This window comes from Pedobacter sp. SYP-B3415, assembly GCF_004138205.1.
Lineage (GTDB): Bacteria > Bacteroidota > Bacteroidia > Sphingobacteriales > Sphingobacteriaceae > Pedobacter.
On the sequence record NZ_RXNQ01000032.1, the window covers coordinates 173,186 to 192,145 of the forward strand.

General features: G+C 48.1%; 14 protein-coding genes. 8 read left to right on the forward strand and 6 right to left on the reverse strand.

What is annotated here, in order from left to right; all coding sequences use genetic code 11:
- Positions 1-5 precede the first annotated feature (5 nt).
- On the forward strand, positions 6-173 hold the full coding sequence (locus tag EJV45_RS19500) for a hypothetical protein (RefSeq protein ID WP_165305057.1): 168 nt from the start codon (positions 6-8) through the stop codon (positions 171-173).
- A gap of 79 nt (positions 174-252) precedes the next feature.
- Here EJV45_RS19500 and EJV45_RS12680 read toward each other — a convergent pair whose 3' ends face one another.
- Positions 253-2,616: a phosphocholine-specific phospholipase C gene (locus tag EJV45_RS12680; protein WP_129716056.1), complete on the reverse strand. Its 2,364-nt coding sequence runs from the start codon at positions 2,614-2,616 to the stop codon at positions 253-255.
- A 103-nt stretch (positions 2,617-2,719) separates the two neighbouring features.
- Positions 2,720-3,736 carry a LacI family DNA-binding transcriptional regulator gene (locus tag EJV45_RS12685; protein WP_129716057.1) on the reverse strand — a complete coding sequence of 339 codons (1,017 nt, stop codon included), beginning with the start codon at positions 3,734-3,736 and terminating at the stop codon, positions 2,720-2,722.
- Between the two features lie 277 nt (positions 3,737-4,013).
- Between EJV45_RS12685 and EJV45_RS12690 the strand changes: the two genes are divergently transcribed.
- From EJV45_RS12690 to EJV45_RS12705, 4 genes are all read left to right on the forward strand, one after another.
- Complete coding sequence (locus EJV45_RS12690) at positions 4,014-4,367, forward strand: PadR family transcriptional regulator (protein ID WP_129716058.1); 354 nt, start codon at positions 4,014-4,016, stop codon at positions 4,365-4,367.
- Positions 4,368-4,395: 28 nt separating this feature from the next.
- Positions 4,396-5,997, forward strand: coding sequence for a PspC domain-containing protein (locus EJV45_RS12695; RefSeq protein WP_129716059.1), 1,602 nt, complete (start codon positions 4,396-4,398; stop codon positions 5,995-5,997).
- Positions 5,998-6,130: 133 nt separating this feature from the next.
- Entirely contained in the window at positions 6,131-8,443 is a 2,313-nt protein-coding gene (locus EJV45_RS12700; protein WP_240755280.1) for a TonB-dependent receptor, read from the forward strand.
- A 3-nt stretch (positions 8,444-8,446) separates the two neighbouring features.
- Entirely contained in the window at positions 8,447-9,250 is an 804-nt protein-coding gene (locus EJV45_RS12705; protein ID WP_129716061.1) for a DUF4249 domain-containing protein, read from the forward strand.
- Between the two features lie 269 nt (positions 9,251-9,519).
- On the opposite strand, the gene EJV45_RS12710 is transcribed toward EJV45_RS12705, so the two are convergent.
- The 3 genes from EJV45_RS12710 to EJV45_RS12720 all read right to left on the reverse strand — a co-directional run bounded on the left by EJV45_RS12710 (position 9,520) and on the right by EJV45_RS12720 (position 13,835).
- Positions 9,520-12,267: a carboxypeptidase regulatory-like domain-containing protein gene (locus EJV45_RS12710; protein WP_240755281.1), complete on the reverse strand. Its 2,748-nt coding sequence runs from the start codon at positions 12,265-12,267 to the stop codon at positions 9,520-9,522.
- Between the two features lie 312 nt (positions 12,268-12,579).
- Entirely contained in the window at positions 12,580-13,212 is a 633-nt protein-coding gene (locus EJV45_RS12715; protein WP_129716062.1) for an NAD(P)H-dependent oxidoreductase, read from the reverse strand.
- A 23-nt stretch (positions 13,213-13,235) separates the two neighbouring features.
- Entirely contained in the window at positions 13,236-13,835 is a 600-nt protein-coding gene (locus tag EJV45_RS12720; protein WP_129716063.1) for a TetR/AcrR family transcriptional regulator, read from the reverse strand.
- A 187-nt stretch (positions 13,836-14,022) separates the two neighbouring features.
- Here EJV45_RS12720 and EJV45_RS12725 point away from each other — a divergent pair, with 187 nt between their 5' ends.
- The gene (locus tag EJV45_RS12725) at positions 14,023-15,237 is read left to right on the forward strand and encodes an OmpP1/FadL family transporter (protein ID WP_129716064.1); all 1,215 of its coding nucleotides are present in this window, start codon (positions 14,023-14,025) and stop codon (positions 15,235-15,237) included.
- A 17-nt stretch (positions 15,238-15,254) separates the two neighbouring features.
- Positions 15,255-16,559 carry an SGNH/GDSL hydrolase family protein gene (locus tag EJV45_RS12730; protein ID WP_129716065.1) on the forward strand — a complete coding sequence of 435 codons (1,305 nt, stop codon included), beginning with the start codon at positions 15,255-15,257 and terminating at the stop codon, positions 16,557-16,559.
- Positions 16,560-16,613: 54 nt separating this feature from the next.
- Here the strand turns inward: EJV45_RS12730 and msrA are convergent, their stop codons facing one another.
- Positions 16,614-17,213: a peptide-methionine (S)-S-oxide reductase MsrA gene (msrA, locus tag EJV45_RS12735; protein WP_205942379.1), complete on the reverse strand. Its 600-nt coding sequence runs from the start codon at positions 17,211-17,213 to the stop codon at positions 16,614-16,616.
- 207 nt (positions 17,214-17,420) lie between these two features.
- On the opposite strand from msrA, the gene EJV45_RS12740 reads away from it, so the two are divergent.
- Positions 17,421-18,383: an isopenicillin N synthase family oxygenase gene (locus EJV45_RS12740; protein ID WP_129716066.1), complete on the forward strand. Its 963-nt coding sequence runs from the start codon at positions 17,421-17,423 to the stop codon at positions 18,381-18,383.
- The last annotated feature ends 577 nt before the right edge of the window (positions 18,384-18,960 follow it).

An 18,960-nucleotide genomic window follows, 5' to 3' on the forward strand; every position in this document is an offset into this window, starting at 1 on the left:
CTGTTATGTTAGCAAAGTTGGGAACCGTTATTCCGGGATATGCAAGGCAGAGGAGCCTGGAAGAAAGCAAGAAGCAAGAAAAACTTACTAAAGGTCAGTGGGTCACAATAGACCGCATCGTGATGCTGGCACTGCTGGCCGCGGTAATTACAGGAGCCGTAATTTTCTCTTAGTAACATCCACAAAGCTGCAGCTTTGTGTCCATCATACACGCAAAAGCATCCGGTTTAGTACCGGATGCTTTTTTTTTGTTTAAGCCTGACCACCCATATACGGATCGGTCATCGACTCCTTCTCTGTTTCCACATGTCCGGCATACTGGCGTGACCATGCTCCTTCTTCAAGGCTGAGGCTGATGTCATACCAGCCGTGACTGCTTTGCAGGTTAAAGGGCACCGCACGTTCCTCGCCTGCGGGCACCGGAATCTCCAGCCGTCGCCTGTTGTAGGTGCTTTCCTGCAAGATCACCCGATAGGTTTGGTTTCCGGCGTTTTTTAGGATCAACACCAGGTTTCCGGTTGAGCGGGTTCGCAGCAGGCTTCCTTTTTCATAGCGGCAGCTAACCAGGAGCGGGGCGTCGTGGTCGTCGCCGGTAAAAGCTCTGAAAAAACCATTCGGCCCGTGCAGATGCAGGTTATAACGGCCATCGGCAAAGGCGCCGACGTCCCAGCTGTCTTCAAGAGTTGAGCCTGCTTCGAGCGCATAATCCCGGTTTTTGCCGGTTTCGCCCCCATAACTGCTGCGTGCATATACCTGAAATGCCGCACCCGTTGCCGTAACGTTACCGAAATTGTAACGCGCAGCCTCCATCTGTATGTTAAGTTTTCCGTTGCTGACGCCCGCGTCTGCGTAAAGCGCATAGGGCAGTGCACAGGCTTTGCTGCTGCCTTTCTCCTGTCGGCTCATTCTTGCAAGAGCCTTTTTATCAAAGGGTAATAACGTATTGTAACTTTTTATTTCAATGTCGCTAAGTGCTGCGGGGGTAAGCTGCTCGGGTTTATTCCGGGCATTCTGAATAGCGTTTACCACCTGATCGCGCCTGAGTGAGGCCGGTGTGCGGAGTTTCTCGCCCTGGTATGGACGAAATACAGAGCTCAGATCGCCGCATACCGCGCGTCTCCAGCTGCTGATATTCGGATTGTAGATTTTGCGACCGGTTTTGCGACTTAAAAAGTTCTCCAGGAACATCAGTGTCGAAGTGTGGTCAAAAACCTGGGAGTTCACATAACCTCCGCGGCTCCAGGGTGAGGCCACCAGCATGGGCACACGGTACCCAAGGCCGATCGGGCTGCCTTTGCGGTATTCAAAATCAGGTCTGGCATCAATGCCGGGTGTTACGCGACCTGTTTCAGGATCATCATGCCGGGGCGCTGCAAATGGAGGCAAATGGTCGAAATACCCGTCGTTCTCATCATAGTTCAAAATGAAGATCGTTTTTTTCCATACCTCCGGATTGCGTGTCAGGATATCGAGCGCCTCTGAAACATACCAGGTGCCATATAGAGGCGCGCTTGTGTGGTCAGAAAACCGCTCGGGAGCCACCAGCCAGGATACCATCGGCAATGTTCCGTTGTCTGCATCTTTTCTGAACTGGTGGAAAATGTCCTCCTTTGGCAAATCGATAGTCTGTTTTTCGCCCTTGTCATTTGTGAAGGTATAGGGTTCAAGCTCAAGATAACCAGGATTGTCGATGTTTGTGCTGAATGCCTTATCAATCAAATTTTTTTCGCGCTGACTCAGCCGTTCGTACCGCGCCGTAACCTGCTCGGGACTAAGCGGAGGTTTCGCGGTCGGATCGCCGTTTTTTCTGAACCAGGCCGAAAGTTTAACCCGGTGCCGCCGCACATACTCAACGGCGTTGTCGCCATAATTGCCCAGCCACTCGTCTTTCCCTTCTTTCAGGTTGCTGGTCCACAATTCATTCTGATAAATACGCCAGCTGATGTTATTGTCTTCCAGTAACTCTGGAAAGGTCTGCCAGTCAATAAAAGTATTGGTGCGCGACTCCGCCTGCGAATTATTTACAACGGCCATAGCCGCACCGGTTTGTCTGGGTCGTACTGTGCCTGTCCAGAAGAAAAGCCTGTTTGGCGTGGTACCCGTTAAGGAAGAACAGAAATAATGATCACAGATGGTAAAGGCATCTGCAAGTGCGTAATAGAATGGCACATCGCTACGCTTGTAATGCCCCAGGCTCATCAGTGATTTTACCGGTACCCACTTGTCGTAGTGTCCGCCGTTTCGTGCGGCAAGCTGATCGGACCAGGAGTGAGGTAAACCGCCCTGCCAGGTAATCTTCGTCTTCTGAATATCTACATGGAAAGGCGCGTGTGTTTTGCCATCTTTTGCATCCTGCAGCCAAACCTTGTTGTTGTTCGGCAGGCGTATTGCCCGGGGGTCGTTGAACCCGCGAACGCCCTTCAGACTGCCAAACAGGTGGTCAAATGACCGGTTCTCCTGCATCAGGAAAACAACATGTTCGGCATCATAAAAGCTGGTGCCCGGATCTGCTGTAATGGCCATGGCCCGCTCGATGGAGGCGGGCAGCATTCCCGATAGACCTGCGGCACCCGATAGCAGGGCTGCCTTTTTTAAAAACTCGCGTCTGGAATCCATATTCAAAACTATAAAATGCCTGCGTACAGGAAACTTAAAGCGTATTAATTTTACGGTTGTTTATGTAGCCAAAGATTGAATTTTCCCGCCGGATCATACCAACCTAAAAATCAACGGCTGATGAATGTCTTTTGATAAGCCGGGAATGGAGTACCAGTTCTTCCTGACTGCCTGCCAGCGCCGGATCTTCGAATATCCGGAAGAGCATGCGTGCCGCCTCGCGACCTATATCCGCCGCAGGCTGGGTAATTGTACTCAGCGAAGGGTTTAACAGCGCAGCGATTTCAAGACTTGAAAAACTGATCACTTTCAGCTCGCCTGGGATGCTGATGCCCAGGTCATAACAGGCATAATAGGTTGCAAACGCAAGACGCTCAACAGATGTGAAGACACCATCGGGCTGCAACTGCTGCAACATTTCCTTAATGATCCGGCTGTTTTCCGCATAACTGTTCGAGCAGTCAATAATCAGTTGATCATCAACGGGCAGTTTGTATTTCAGCAGGGCATCAATATAACCCTGCATGCGTGTTTTGCCGATAGACAGGTTTTTGTTCACCGCCAGATACGCAATTCGTTTACAGCCTTGTTTGATGAGGTGCCTCGTTGCCTGAAAACTGCTGTCGTAGTCGTTTGTGGTGATTCGCGGACAAGCAATGTCTTCGTAGACACGGTCAAAAAATACAAGTGGCAGCCGCTGATGAGGCAGGTTCTTCAGATAGGTATGGTCATTGGCTTCGCCTGAGGCAGACATGATGATGCCATCTGCGCGTCCGTTATGCAGGTGGCGGATAAAAGCTAGCTCTTTCTCATAATCATCGTCGGTTACATAGATCAGGATATGGTGGTCCCGGGCCCGTGCAACACGTTCAATACCGTGAATGACCTGCGAAAAATAATCATTGGCTAGTTCGGGGACGATGATGGCAATTGTTCGGCTTTTTTGTTCACGAAGGTTACTGGCATAGTGGTTTGGCTGGTAATTCATCTCCCGGGCCATGGTCAGGATGCGCTCTTTTGTCGCCGCACTGATGTCGGCATTATCGCGAAAAGCCCTCGAAACAGTCGACGTAGACAGGTTGAGGGCCTGTGCAAGTTTTTTAATGTTAAAAGGTTCCATGAATACAAACCGGTGTTGATCCCGCAGTAAATATAATGTATCTGCAGACAATAACGAATTGCCGAAAGGTTAGTGAATGTACCAACAGGCGCTCGCATTTTTTACGTTGCCAGCAGCACAAAGCCGGTTTGTTCAAGGCAAAAAAGATGCTTTGTCAGAACCTTTAACCGGGTGTAAAGCGAATATTGAAATTTTAGAATCTTGATAATCAATATTTTGTATTTTTATATGGTACTATGTATTGCATATTACCTAGCAAGACATATATCTTTGTAATATGTTAGCAGAGAATACACAAACACAAATGCGTAAGGGGATCCTGGAGTACTGCGTACTTCTGATCATTTCCCGCGGGGAGATTTACGCCTCAGACATCATTACGGAGTTGCGGAATGCCCGTTTACTAGTTGTGGAGGGAACACTGTATCCCTTGCTTACCAGGCTGAAGAACAATGGGTTGTTAAGCTATAACTGGGTCGAATCGACCTCAGGGCCTCCACGCAAATATTATAATCTGACGGTAGACGGCCGCGCTTTTCTCGGCCAGCTGGACGGTACCTGGAACGAACTGTCGTTTGCCGTCCGCACAGCGCAGCAATTAATGAAAGACGATAACTCTAACCAAGCATAACGGCAGACAGCCGGACATATAAAAGATCATGAAAAAGACGACGATCATAAATATAGGAAATTCAATCATCCACCTGGAGGAAGATGCGTACGAGGCATTGACTATCTACCTGAACGAGGTTAAGGCGCATTTTGCCCATAGTGCTGACGATTTTGAAATTGTTACCGATATAGAAAACCGAATTGCCGAGCTGCTGTTGGGCAGAATGCGTGGCGACAACAAACAACTTGCATCGCTCGAAGATGTGCAGGCTGTGGTCGCCCAGATGGGAAGCGTAAGTGATTTTGCTGAAGGGGCGGAGGCCGTTGCCGACGAGACCCTGCGCGAGCGGAGTTTTGAACCGGAATTTTCAGAACCACAGCCGCGAAAGTTATTTCGCGACATGGATAACCGCGTGGTTGCAGGCGTATGTTCGGGCGTGGGCCATTACCTTGGTATTGATGTGAACCTGGTGCGCGTAGCACTTGTGCTGCTGGTATTGCTGGGCGGTTCCGGACTGCTGGTTTACCTGATTTTGTGGATCATTATGCCCAAGGCTGAAACAAGACCGGAAAAAATGGCTATGCGTGGCGAACAACTAAACCTGCGAAATTTCAAAAAGAACTTTGACGAGGAGATGGCGGCGCTCGATGAGCGGTTTGGTCCGGCAGGCCGCCAGGCAGGTTCATTTATACGGGAGTTTTTTGATGCAATCGGCCGCTTTCTGCGTGTACTGGGCCGGATCCTGATCAAGATCGCAGCGATCTGCATCATTGCTTTTGGTTTCGCCATGCTGCTTACTTTTTTTATTGGTCTGGTTGCATTTCTAGGTTTCTGGGATTACGAGGTAAGCAATTATTTCCCGATGAACGCGGTAGATGAGCACCTGCAGGTGCCTATCGCCATCACGGCGTTTGTCCTGTTTTTCATTCCGGTTCTGGCGCTGGTGTTGTTTTCCATCCGGGTGGCGTTTACCGACCGGCCGGTAAATAAAATTACCTCTTTCAGTTTGTTGATTATCTGGCTTGCCGGTGTTGGTGTCGGGGTTTACATGGCTGCCCGCGTATCGACAGAATTCCGTGAGGTAGCCGAATTTAACCGGCAGCAGGCTGTAAAGGCATACCCCGCGTATCGTCTGGAACTCGACAATACAGAACTTTTCAGTAAAAGCGACAGCGTGCGTTATGGGCTTGGCAATTATCCGTCAGATCGGCATGTGGTGCTGAACACAGGCGACAGGCCATTTGTATCCCCGAACAACATGCGGCTGGAAATTGTGAAGAGCGAGGCAGGCAGGATGATTTTAAGCGAAAACTATTCATCGAACGGCAGAACATTTGAGCAGGCATTGCGCAATGCACAGAATATCCGTTACAAATTTGTACAGCAGGATTCTGTTCTGAATTTCAGCCCGAAACCACGTGTAGGTAACAAAGAACGCTGGCGTAATCAGGAAATACGCCTGCTGCTTCAGGTGCCGGTTGGCACAAGGCTCCGCATTAACCGCAAGGTAAACGGGTATATTCAGAACTACTATATCTGGTCGTGTCTGAATGATGAAGAACACGCAGAGCGAGAATACAGCAACTGGATTATGACAAACGAGGGGCTTAAGTGCCTGGACATCCCTGAAAGTAGTCCGGAAAATTAAGTGCTCATTAGAAAATTGTTAAATTATAATAAAAACCCGGCTGTAGCAAAGAAAACTGCAGCCGGGTTTTTCGTATCTGTTCATGATTTGTACCTTTAGGCAGTTCATTAATTTAATATAGTTGCATCCAGACTTGAAGACAACCTTTCTGACCCTGATCTCCCTCCTTTTTTTTCTGAACCTGAAAGCGCAACAGAAATTTACCCTGAGCGGAACCGTTCGCGACGCAGCGACAGGCGAGGCCATGATCGGTGCAACGGTCAGAGCCGGGAACAATTATGTAACAACCAGTAATGCATACGGCTATTATGCGCTCACCATGCCACAGGGGCAATATACGCTGACTGTAACTTTTGTCGGTTATGAACAATTAAATAAAGCTATTGTACTTAACAAAGACCAGCGCTTCAATCCGGAGCTTAAAAACATCAGCGACCTTGAGGAGGTTGTGGTAAGGGCAAATGCGCGGAAAGATGAAAATGTACGCAGTGCGCAGATGGGCCTTGAGAAAGTAGATATGAAAGCGCTGAATAACATTCCGGTGCTGCTGGGTGAGAAAGATGTGCTGCGCAGCATTCAGCTTTTACCCGGTGTAAAATCGGGAGGCGAAGGCAATACCGGTTTTTATGTGCGCGGAGGGGCATCAGATCAAAACCTGATTCTACTTGATGAGGCGGTCGTTTACAACTCATCGCACCTGCTCGGCTTTTTTTCAACGTTTAATGCCGACGCGGTTAAAGATGTCTCGTTGTACAAAGGCGGCATGCCAGCCCAGTACGGCGGGCGCCTGTCATCGGTACTCGATGTGAAAATGAATGAAGGCAATTACAAGAACTTTGCATTTCAGGGCGGCATCGGTTTAATCGCTTCGCGTATTAAGGCAGAGGGGCCACTGATCAAAGACAAGGCATCTTTCATGTTCAGTGCACGGCGTACCTACCTGGATGTATTCTTGAAAGCATCATCAGACTCATTACTTAACGGCAGCGCACTGAACTTCTACGACATTAACGCCAAGATGAACTATAAGTTCGACGACCGGAACATTCTCTATATTTCGGGTTATTTTGGCAAGGACAACATCGGTGTCAAAGACCTCTTTCAGAACAATTGGGGCAATGTTACCACCACCATCAGGTACAACCACATTTTTAACAACAGTTTGTTCAGCAACACATCGCTCATCTATAATAATTATAACTTTTCAGTCACCCTGCTTGATGATGATGTAAATTTTAAAGCGACCTCACTGATCCGCGATTTCAACCTGAAACAGGATTTCCAGTATTTTGTAAACAAACATGCCTTCAGATTCGGTCTGCAGGGTATTCATCACCGCGTTTCACCGATCGAGATCGAGTCGCAGGCCGGTTCAAGCATCAACCCGCTGAGGCAACAACGCAGGTATGGTATTGAAGCTGCAGCATACATTTCAGACGAATGGACGGTATCGCCAAGACTTAACTTGCTGTACGGGCTGCGTTTCAGTGCCTTTTCGCTGCTGGGGCCCGGTACCTTTAACAATTATGATGCGGCAGGCAGGCTCGTTTCGACCGAACAGGTGGGTTCGGGAACATTTTACAAAAGTTATTATAACCTCGAACCAAGACTGTCATTGAGTTACCGCTTTACGGATGAGCAGTCATTCAAAGCTTCGTACAACCGCAATACACAAAATATTCACATTTTGAGTAACTCAAATGCGGGAAGTCCCGCAGATCAGTACGTGTTAAGCAGCAACAACATCAGGCCGGAGATTGCCGATCAGTTTGCGGTAGGTTACTTCCGCAATTTTGCAGAAAATGCCTACGAGTTTTCTACAGAGCTCTATTATAAATCGCTTGACAACCAGATCGAGTATAAAAATGGAGCCGAGCTGCTGGCCAATACGCAGGTAGAATCTGAGTTGCTGTACGGAACGGGAAGGGCGTACGGTATCGAACTTTTTTTCAAAAAGAAATATGGTAAGCTGAACGGCTGGGTAGGGTATACCCTCTCGCGCACCGAACGGCAGTTCGCGGGGATAAATGATGGCAACTACTTTCCGGCAAAATATGACCGCACGCATGATGTCGCTGTTGTTGGCATTTATAACCTGAATCAGCGCTGGACATTCTCCGGAAGTTATATCTACGGAACAGGAAACGCTGTGACGTATCCGGCCGGTAAATACCAGGTAAACGGTACGACAACTTATTATTACACTGAACGCAATGGCGGACGCATGCCTTACAACAGCCGGCTCGACCTGAGTGCTACACTTGAAGGCAAACCAGGCGGTCGCTTCCAGTCCAGCTGGTCTTTTGGCGTATATAACGTGCTGAATCGAAAAAATCCATATTCAATCGATTTCCGCAACGTAGAACATGATCCGACGCGAACTGAAGCCGTTCAGACATCATTATTCGGCATTATTCCTTCAGTTACCTGGAACTTTAAATTTTAACAGATGAAAAAACCGCATATTTTCCTGCTGATGTTAATTGCAGCCGCCCTTGGTTTTCAGGGCTGCGAAAAGGTCATTGAGATCGATACCACGAATGCCGAACCGCAGCTGGTGATTGAGGGAGCGATTACAGATGAGACGACATCGCAGGTGATCAGACTGAGCAAATCTGTGGCCTACACAGAGCAATCTGTATTTCCGGCGGTACGCGGTGCTACCGTGCGGGTAACCGACAATATGGGTACGATCCTGTCATTTACCGAGGCCGAACCGGGCGTATACAGGCGCCTGTTTCGCGGGCGCTCAGGCCGGAGTTACAAGCTTGAGGTAACTGCAGAAGGAAAAACATACACAGCCACATCAGTGATGCCGGCGCGCGTTGTGCTCGACTCCCTTAGCATTGCTACAGAGACATTTTTCAATGAAGAACAGAAAGAACTGTATGTCAATTTTAAAGATCCGGCAGCAGAGGCGAATTTCTATCACTTTAAGATGTTTGTAAACGGCACGCAGATCAAAAGACCGTTTCCGTATAATGACCGGTTTACCAACGGAAATAATATTTCGACCCAGCTGTTTTACCGGGGCGACAATGTCGAGTCTGTAAAGACAGGCGACGTGATCGAGGTGGAGATGCAGTGCGTAGACAGGCAGATGTATAACTATTGGTATGTGCTCACGCAATCTTCAGGACGTGGTCCGGGCGGCGGCACGACACCATCGAACCCCGATTCAAATATCAGCGGCGGTGCGCTCGGCTATTTTAGCGCGCATACCGTGCAGCGGATGAGCGTAACGGTGCCTTAAGTTTAACCTTCGGCATGCTCACCTTCCCTTAAGGCAAGGATCCCTGAGGAATTTCAGTCCTGCTTACTGACAGGGCAGGACTCCTGTGCAGCATACCTTGTTTCCATAACGTTTTTTCGGGCAATTCAGGCAGCTGACCGCTCCGTGCCGGCAGCTCTCAGACAGGCAAACGCGCCGCTGAGAACCAGCATTGTTTGAAGTTACAGCCCGGCTCCATGAATCTTGCTGTCTGCTGCCTCAATTTTCAGAAAGAATCGGGCTGAGCTTTGTTACTTAACTGTGTACCTGTACACCGCGCGACCAAGATTGCCGTCCTGGTCCCAGCCTTCAACAATGACCTTGTAATTTCCTTTGCCGTCGGCATTGTAGAACTCGAAGTTCGCCTTGCCCGTCGCATCGGTCGTAACGTTGGGATTCCAGTAAATGGTTGTGCGCAGGTCGTTTTGGTTTACAGAAGCGGCTGTCTCGTATTTCGGTGAATAAAACTGTTTTTCAACGCTGTAGCCGCCCGGTGAAAAATTAAGTTCATAACTTTTCGGCAGCATGCTTAACAGCTGTTCCCTTGAAATCTTGGTTCCTTTTGGTTTTTTCTTGTTGTTGATTACGATAACCCCGTTTGTGTTGTAGGCGCGGTTAACGGTTCCCAGATCATCGCGCAGGAATACTTCGATCGATTCCACTTCAGAAGCGATTACCGCGTTCAAGCCATTCACGTCAATGTTCATCCCGTTGAGGAAAATAGACATCGGTATGCGGCGTCCGGAATTATAATCGCGCGTCACATAAAATGCGTTTGTCTGCTGGTCATAAGTCACACCGGCAAGCATGCCCTGTAAACAGTTAATAAACATGGCGCATGCAGTAAGACGGTCGCCGCTTACTACGTGATCAGGAATGGAGGAGAGACCAGACAGTGCGGGGTAATCTGCATGACTCGGTTTTTTCTCAGCGGTACCGCGAATGACAACGTCTTCAAGCGTATGCAGGTAACTGTACCGTTTTTTGCTGTTATTCAGATAGGGCGCAATCAGGCTGTCGATGTTCAGCGCTTCATCAGGTGCATTCGGGTTAATGCCCGGTGAAGGGAAAGGCGCTCCGTTAAGTGTGATGACCATGTCGCGGTAATTGGGATTATACTTGGCAGAGATGGTCACTTTCGAACTGTCGTTAAATACAAGATTGCTGAACTTAAAATTACCTACGGGATCGGTCTGGATATCTTTGTTATAACGCTTGTCAGGAATGCTGAGCAGCATGGTTCCCTTCCGAACCGGGAGTCCGTTGCTCATGCGAAGCATTCCCGAAATCTCAATGCCTTGCTCAGGCATATAGGTAACCTGCGGGAATTTCCCTGCCAGTACTTCTTTTACCGCGAAACTCCGGTAACCCTGTGTGAGCATCAGCAGGTCCAGATCGGCCGATTTTTTCTCGGTGGGTTTATTAAAATAATAGTTTGGTCTCTCGACATAACCTCTCAGGTCGCCCGAAAGCAGAAGGGAGGTCATAATGGTCGTTTCAGCATCCGTATCGACCGGCACTTTTGATTCATCAATCACGGCCACTGAAAAGTCGCCGCCTGTAAAGGGCTGGGCAGCTTTTTTGGCATCCAGCGTAAGCTTAACTTTTTTCTTTGCTCCGTAAGCAGGGGCATCACTGCTGATCTTCAGATCCAGGCTGTCTTTCCGGTCAATAAAGATCATGCGCTCGCTAAGGGGTACGCCGGCTGCCGACACCAGTGTGATCTGCGCAATGCCTTTCGGAAACTTATTTTTAGCTACAGACGCACTATATTCGGCTCCGCTCAGAACGGTCTGCGCCGCATAACAGATGCCGCCTTTGCTTTGGCCGATCAAGTAAAGACCAAGCCGCGGGTTTGCGGCCAGGAAGGCCTCGTTAGCCATGATCTTCAGTGCGATTTTTTCAGGATCGCTGTTGTTCAGGCTCAACACAATGCCAGAGGCCTTCGCTTCAGGGAGATTGTAGGTCTTGCTGCTTCCATCAGAGAAAATAACGTTTGCCTTATATGCTGTGCCGGCCTGCGGCGCCAGATTGAAGCTGCCCATGCCAAGGTGTTCTGAAGTGAAGGTCGCCACCTGTTTGCCGGCTGCATCTGTTACAGTTCCTTTTGCACCCACCCCAAGGCCGTCGCTTTTCAGTGCCTTAAAAGCGATCCGGTTCGTCAGACCCGCTACCAGGCTGCCACCTTCAGGGAAAAACTGAATATCGTTTTCAAGAATGGTTTTTTTCAGCGAAAAGCTGCCGGACAGGTTTTTTTTATCAGATACTGCTATCGCCGTAACCAGGACCCCGTCATTCAGTTTTGACTCGACGGTCGGCTTTTCACTCATGATTACGGTCAGGTAACCATTGGCATCGGTCGTGCCGCGACCCTTGAGTGTAGCCTCGTAACCTGAAATGACCTGCCAGCTTACATTTTTATTGGAATAAGGCTTCCCGTCGGCATCTTTAAACTGGATACGTGCATCGACCCGGCGCAGTTTGTCTGATGAGACATTTTTAAATCTGACATGGGTGATAAGTTGTTTATCAATTGCCTCGCCGATAAAAATGTTCTTGTTAAAAAAGGAATCGTCCGGGAAATTCAGCATCCATTGGGTATAGGCGCGGATATGATAATTTCCCTGTGTAAACTCGCCCTGGTCTATCGGAATCTGTCCTTTCGCGACACCCATATTAACCGGGAGCTTCAGCGAGCGGATCAACGAGTCTTTCTCATTGATCACATCAACATAAAGCACTTTACTTATCGCGGAAGCCAGGTTAAATGTGCTTGAAACGTATGCTTTGAACCAGATTGTGTCTGCAACCGAATAATAAGGCTTATCAAAGTGCAGGTGGATCTTTTCTGCGGGATAGTTGTTAAGTGCTCCCGCCGTTTTTGAAAGCAGGGCGTTTATTCCTCCTGCCGACCTTGTGCTGTCTGTCTGCGCCGAAGCAAAACTGTAAAACTGAACAAGAACGGTAAGCGAGAGGCAAAAACGTAAAAATCCTTTCATCTAAATCTTTGTATGGTTAACCGCATAAAGATATTTATAAATAGCCAGCGATCAAACCGTCAGCGCGGCTTTAACATATTTTGACATTGGCGGTTAAATAAGGTTTGCTGCTTGTCAGGAAAGCAGGGGCAGCGGCCAGATAAACGGCAGCCCTGTTTTTCGCTGTAGCCCTCGTGCCTCGGGGCTGCCGCTTCAACCAGGTTTAGGCGGCCCGGCCAGTATGCTTATTAACGGCGGGCCCTGGCCAGCTGTACATAAAACAAAACGCCTGTTCACGGGTGATACAGGCGTTTCATGATGTCAGGTGTTGTCCTAATTATGTTCGATCAGGAATTCCTCTCGTGGTGTTCTTACCTTTTTTAGTGGGTAGAGCCAGTCGTTTTCCGTATCACGATAGCCCAGCGGCAAAATGACCACGCTGCGGAGGCCCTGTTCACGCAGGTCAAGCAGTTCGTCGAGCGCTGCAGCATCGAATCCTTCCATTGGTGTTGCATCTACTTCCAGCACAGCAGCCTCGGTCAGGGCGATACCGAAACTGATATATGCCTGGCGTGCCGCATGCTCAAAATTGGTTTCAGCTTCACGTGGTACATACAAATTCAGCAGCATATTACGGTAAGCATCTGTTGCCGAATCAGGTACGCCGCGTTCCTGGTTCATACGCGAAAACACGTTATTGATGCGCTCTTCGGTATAATTATCCCATGCAGCGAAGATCAGCACATGCGAGGCATCGGTGATCTGGCTTTGGTTGTTCGCAACCGCTTTGATCTTCTCCTGAAGTTCCGGATTGCTCACAACGATTAACTTATATGGCTGCAGGCCTGACGATGAAGGGGCAAGGAGAGCCGCCTCGACAATTTTATCAACTTTTTCTTGCGCAACGGCCTGACCGTTCATTTTTTTGGTGGCATACCGCCACTGAAGTGCTTGTTTTAAGCTCATCGGTTTATGAATTATGTAAATTATTATGCATTAATGTGATGAATAAAGCCCTGAACAGCATCATCAAACACCGGATCTTTGAGTTCTCCGGGCGTTTCAGTCAGTTTGAGCAGATTGATAGCGATGAGGCCATGAAGGATAGACCAGAAAGTGTGATATTTCAACCAGATCTTTTCTTCGGCAGCAGCTGGCCCCATGGCTGAACCGATTGCCCGGCGTATGAGTGCCCCGAATCTGTGAATTTCATCATACATGGAAGCTGCTTCGCATCCCGGAATACCAAAATCAAACATGATCCGGTAATAACTGCTTTGTGTGATGGCAAAATGCCGGTACGCATCGGCAACGTCACGAAGTTTTTCTTCAGGGGTGCCTGGTTGTGCTAAAACCTGCTCAACTGCATTCCCGAGCAAGGTAAAACCATCGCGGATAAAGATTTCGCGAATAGCATCTTTGTTCTCGAAATGGGAATAGATGACCGGCGCGCTGTATTCAATGGCATCGGCAATCTTTCTGATACTGAGTGCCTGCCAGCCTTCGGTAGCAACAATTTCCTGCGCAGCAGCAAGAATAGAGTCTTTCATTGCTACGCGCTGCCTGATCTTTCTTTCGCTAATACCCATTATAAAAGTTAACAGTGTTAGCAAAACTAATGATGATCTTAATATCTCCAAAAACAATTATGCTGTATTTACCTTTTTATGATAATTCAGGATCATTTGAAAAATGTTTACTATGCTTGCATAAGACTTAAAAAATTCTAGATTTGTCCAACGCCCTCCAGTTCTAACATCCAAATATTTACATGTAATGAGAAAGATTCTACTCAGTATGCTCGTGGCCGCGCCTGTACTCGGATTTGCGCAATCCTTTCAGGTGAACCTGCAAGGCCAGAAACAGATCGGTATGGCCGGAGCCGGGACCGGGCTCGCGCTCGATGAAGCCTCGGTTTTTTTTAACCCCGGCGCAGTATCGTTCCTTAAAAAAAACGGTGTGCAGGCAGGCATTAGTCCGCTGTTTCTTAAAACCGCCTTTCGCGCCGCCGGATCAGATGTGACCGAATACAATAAAAGTAAGCTGGCTACACCCCTCGAAGCTTATGCTACATTTGGCTCGCCTGAAGGTAAGCTTCGGTTTGGTATCGGTATTTATACGCCATTTGGCGGGGCAATGCACTGGGATGAAAACTGGACGGGCAAGTTTACGGTTACTTCGCTTGATCTGCAGGCGATCTTTGTACAGCCCACGGTAAGTTACAAGTTAACAGACTGGCTAGGCATTGGTGCCGGTTTCGTCTATGCGAACGGCAAGGTAGATCTGCGCCGCGCGCTTCCGATTACCCGGGCAGATGGCAGCAGCGCGACCGCCCAGCTTGAAGGCCATTCGCATAATTTCGGCTGGAACGCCGGAATCTTTGCCGATGCAGGATCGGGATTGACATTCGGCATTACCCACCGGTCTAAAGTTGATGCTACCGTAAAAGATGGCGATGCACGATTTGAAGTGCCGGATGCTTTGCGGTCAACATTTCCCACCACGTTTAATGCAACGCTGAATCTGCCGGCCACGACCAGCCTGGGAATCGGATATAAAGTTTCTGAGCAGACAACGCTGGCCCTCGATGTAAACTGGGTACAATGGCACCGCTACAAAACGCTGGCTTTTGATTATGACAACAATGCGCGTATACCTGATACGGAGTCGCCCCGTAACTACAAGGATGCAGGAGCGCTCCGCCTGGGCGGACAACATGAGATCGACAATAAGTTTGTTGTGCGGGCAGGAGTTGGTTATGCCATTACGCCGGTTAGAGAAGGGTATGTTACACCCGAAGTGCCGGATGCAGACCGCTGGCTGCTGAGTGCAGGACTCGGCTACAAACCTGATGAACGTTTTCAGATCGACCTTTCTTTCCTCTATGAAAACGTGAAGTCGCGTACAGAAACAAATCTTGAAACCAACCTGAGCGGCACGTTTAAAACGGCAGCTTATATCCCCGGAATCTCTCTGTCATATAAATGGTAGACAAAATCAGAAGCATCATGAAATTCAGATATATATCAAAAAGCCTCCTTGCGCTGGCCGTTCTGGCAGCTGCATCGTGTAAGCCCGAGCTTTCAAGCGTCAATCCTGAAAAGGGCAATGCCGACTTCAGCCGGTATATCGCAGTGGGGAACTCCCTTACGGCAGGATTTGCCGACGCTGGCCTTTATTTAGACGGACAGAAAAATTCCTATCCGGAAATGATTGCTGCACAGTTAAAAACTGTGGGCGGTGGTGATTTTTATACGCCATTCTTCAATGCCAATCAGGCCAATGGTTCGGGATACAAAAAATTGCAGGGCTTTGCGCCAAACGGTAATCCGGTTATTGGCGATGTTGCTCCGGGTGCAGAAACAGGATCTGTTACCATACCTGGTATAGGTACGGTAAAACGACTGGCCAAATATACCGGTGAGATCAATAACTTCGGTGTTCCCGGTATTAAACTGATCCATGCAGGGGTGGCCGCCTATGGCAACGCGAATCCATACTTTGAACGGATGCTTCCCGGAAGTATCGGTACGCACAACACCGCATACCTTGACTTTGCAACAGCCAAGCCATACACCTTTTTTAGCTGCTGGCTTGGGAATAATGATGTACTTGGTTATGCAAGCGGGGGCGGTGTTGGTGACACGCCTACAGATAAAAACACGTTCGCGGCGGCATACACCGCAGCAATTGCCAGGTTAACGGCCAACGGAGCAAAAGGAGTGGTCGCAACAATTCCGGATGTCTCGACCACACCGTATTTTCGTACGGTAACCTATGCCCTTCTGCTGGCCACCGTGAAAGCCAGTGCACCACAGGTAACTGCCCTGGTCATTCAGACGAAATCGGGCCCCCGCGCAGCTACCGATCAGGATCTTTTCATCCTTCCTTTCGGTACGCTGGCACCAACGCTGCTTGGCAAGCCTAACGTTGGCGGATTGCCGTATGGCCTTCATCCGGGAAACCCGATAGAAGATCAGTATGTGCTCGACAAGGACGAAGTTGCATTAGTGAAGGATTTCACCAACTCATACAATCAGAGTATTAAAAGTGTCGCAGCTTCGAAAAATCTTGCTGTAATGGATGCCAATGCTTTGCTTACGCAATATGCGACTAAACAGACGGTAAATGGTATCGAATTGAGTTCGGCCTTTGTGACCGGGAATTTGTTTTCGCTGGATGGGATTCACCTTACACCAATGGGCTACGCGCTGACGGCAAGTGAGTTTATAAAAGCGATTAATAAACAATACGGTTCAACGATCCCCACGCCAGATATTACGAGGTTCAGGGGCGTGGTATTTCCTCAATAGCTAAAATGTAAGAGGGCGGTGCTGATCAGCACCGCCCTCTCTCTGTTATAAGCTTTACTTCTTCAGCTTGGCTTTGAACACCTTTTCCAGTTTCTCAAGCTTAGGCAAAATGACTGCTCTGCAGTAGGGCTTCTGAGCGTTCAGGTTATAATAATTCTGATGATAATCTTCCGCAACATAAAATGGCTTTGCTGCGGTTATTTCTGTTACAACCTTTTTACCGTAGGCATTCGTTTTGATCAGCTCGGCCTTATACTTTTCTGCAGTTGCCTTTTGAGCCGCATTGTGATAAAAGATCACAGAACGGTACTGCGTGCCCACGTCTGCACCCTGACGGTTCAGCGTTGTCGGATCATGACTTTTCCAGAATACCTCCAGCAATTCGTCGTAAGAAATTTTTGCCGGATTATAGGTGATTTCGGTTACCTCCGCATGGCCGGTTGTGCCCGTACAAACTTCGTCATAGGTCGGGTTGGCAACAGAGCCACCTTCATATCCTGAACGTACCGTGCTGACGCCATCCAAACGTTGAAACAAGGCTTCTGTGCACCAAAAACAACCCATCCCGAATGTTGCCTTTTCCAGTTTTACTTTCTGCGCCTGCACCGTGATTGCCATAAACAGCATAAATGCAGCTAACAATGTTTTTCTCATTAATTCCCCTTTTTATTTCATTTACGACAAAGAAAAAGAGATAGATCGCACAATCGATGATTAGTACAGGTTTTTGACACTTGTATGTGAAAGCGCCGAATTGTGGAAAACATAAGGGATTGTTTATCAGTTTTATGTTTTGTAATTTGTGAAGTGTTTCAGGGTTGTTAACATTCCTTATTACCTTCGTTTATAAATATAAATCGTATGTCTGTACCATATATTCCTTGCCTTGACCTTGGCTCTTATGTAAACGGTTCTGAAGCAGAACGGAAAAAATTTTCTGACGAACTTGGCCGCGCTTTTAATGATTCGGGTTTTGTAACCATTACCAACCACGGTCTGAGCCAGGAGCTCATTGATAAGTTGTATGAAAACATTCGCGCTGCATTTGCCTTGCCAATGGAGGTCAAACAGAAGTATGAAAAGCCCGAGTTGGCAGGACAGCGGGGTTATACGAGTCCGGGGAAGGAGACCGCAAAAGGCGCACAGACGCCAGATCTGAAAGAATTCTGGCAGATCGGGCAGGAAGTTGAAGACGGCGATCCGGTAAAGGCGCAATATCCGGATAACGAGGTACTGGAAGAATTGCCGGAATTTAATGCAGTAACCCGCGAGGTGTATCGCAAACTGGAAGAAAACGGCATACAATTGCTTCGTGCCATTGCTACATACCTTAACCTGCCCATTGATTATTTTGATCCGCATGTGCACAACGGAAATTCGATTTTACGCGGAATCCACTATTTTCCTATTGAAAATCCGGACAGTCTGCCGGCTGATGCAGTACGGGCGGGTGCGCATGAAGACATTAACCTCATCACCCTGCTGATCGGCGCCAGTGCCGACGGACTTGAAGTGCTGACGATGAGTAACGAATGGTTGCCGATCAAAGCACACCATACCGATATCGTGGTTAATGTGGGCGACATGTTGCAGCGCCTTACCAATAATAAGCTGAAATCGACAACGCACCGTGTTGTGAACCCTCCCCGCGATCTGATGAAAACGTCACGTTTTTCCGTGCCCTTCTTCCTGCATCCGAAAAGTGATATGGACCTCGCCAGCCTTGAAAGCTGTATAGATAGCCTGCACCCGAAGATCTATGAAGATATGACAGCAGGGGAGTATCTTGATGAGCGGCTTCGGGAGATTGGATTGAAAAAATAAATTATTTTTTAGTTTATTTTTTAACTTAAAGTTGGTAACTTTATAAAAGTTACCAACTTTGCAGTAGTCGAGGTCTTTTTTCTCATAATTCAATAGTTTCAAAGGACCTCATGGTGGCGCACTGGCCGACGCACCAGTTTCTGTTCAGCCGCTCAATCACGGTCTGTGGATATCCCGTTTGAAGCAGTACTTGCAAGCAGCCTCTTCATATAATCAATAAGTACACTCCTTATTAGAACAATCATGCAAATCGGGCAAATAACCAAGTTACAGGGCCTGGACGAGGCGCTCGCCTCTTTTCAGGTTTCAATAGCACAGCCCTCCAATAAACTTGAGTAGATACATGACCGTCTTATCTGGTTATGCGGCCTCTTCCCCGATTGGTTCTGTTCTTAATAAGCGATTGCCGGCTGAAAACTATGTTTAATATACGTGGAAATAAAGATTGACCTGATCGTTAGAAAGCAGTGTTTGGAAACCAGCTTAACTGCGTTACAAGGCTGAAAATTATTTTTTAGTTTATTTTTTAACTTAAAGTTGGTAACTTTACGAAAGTTACCAACTTTGCAGGAGTCGA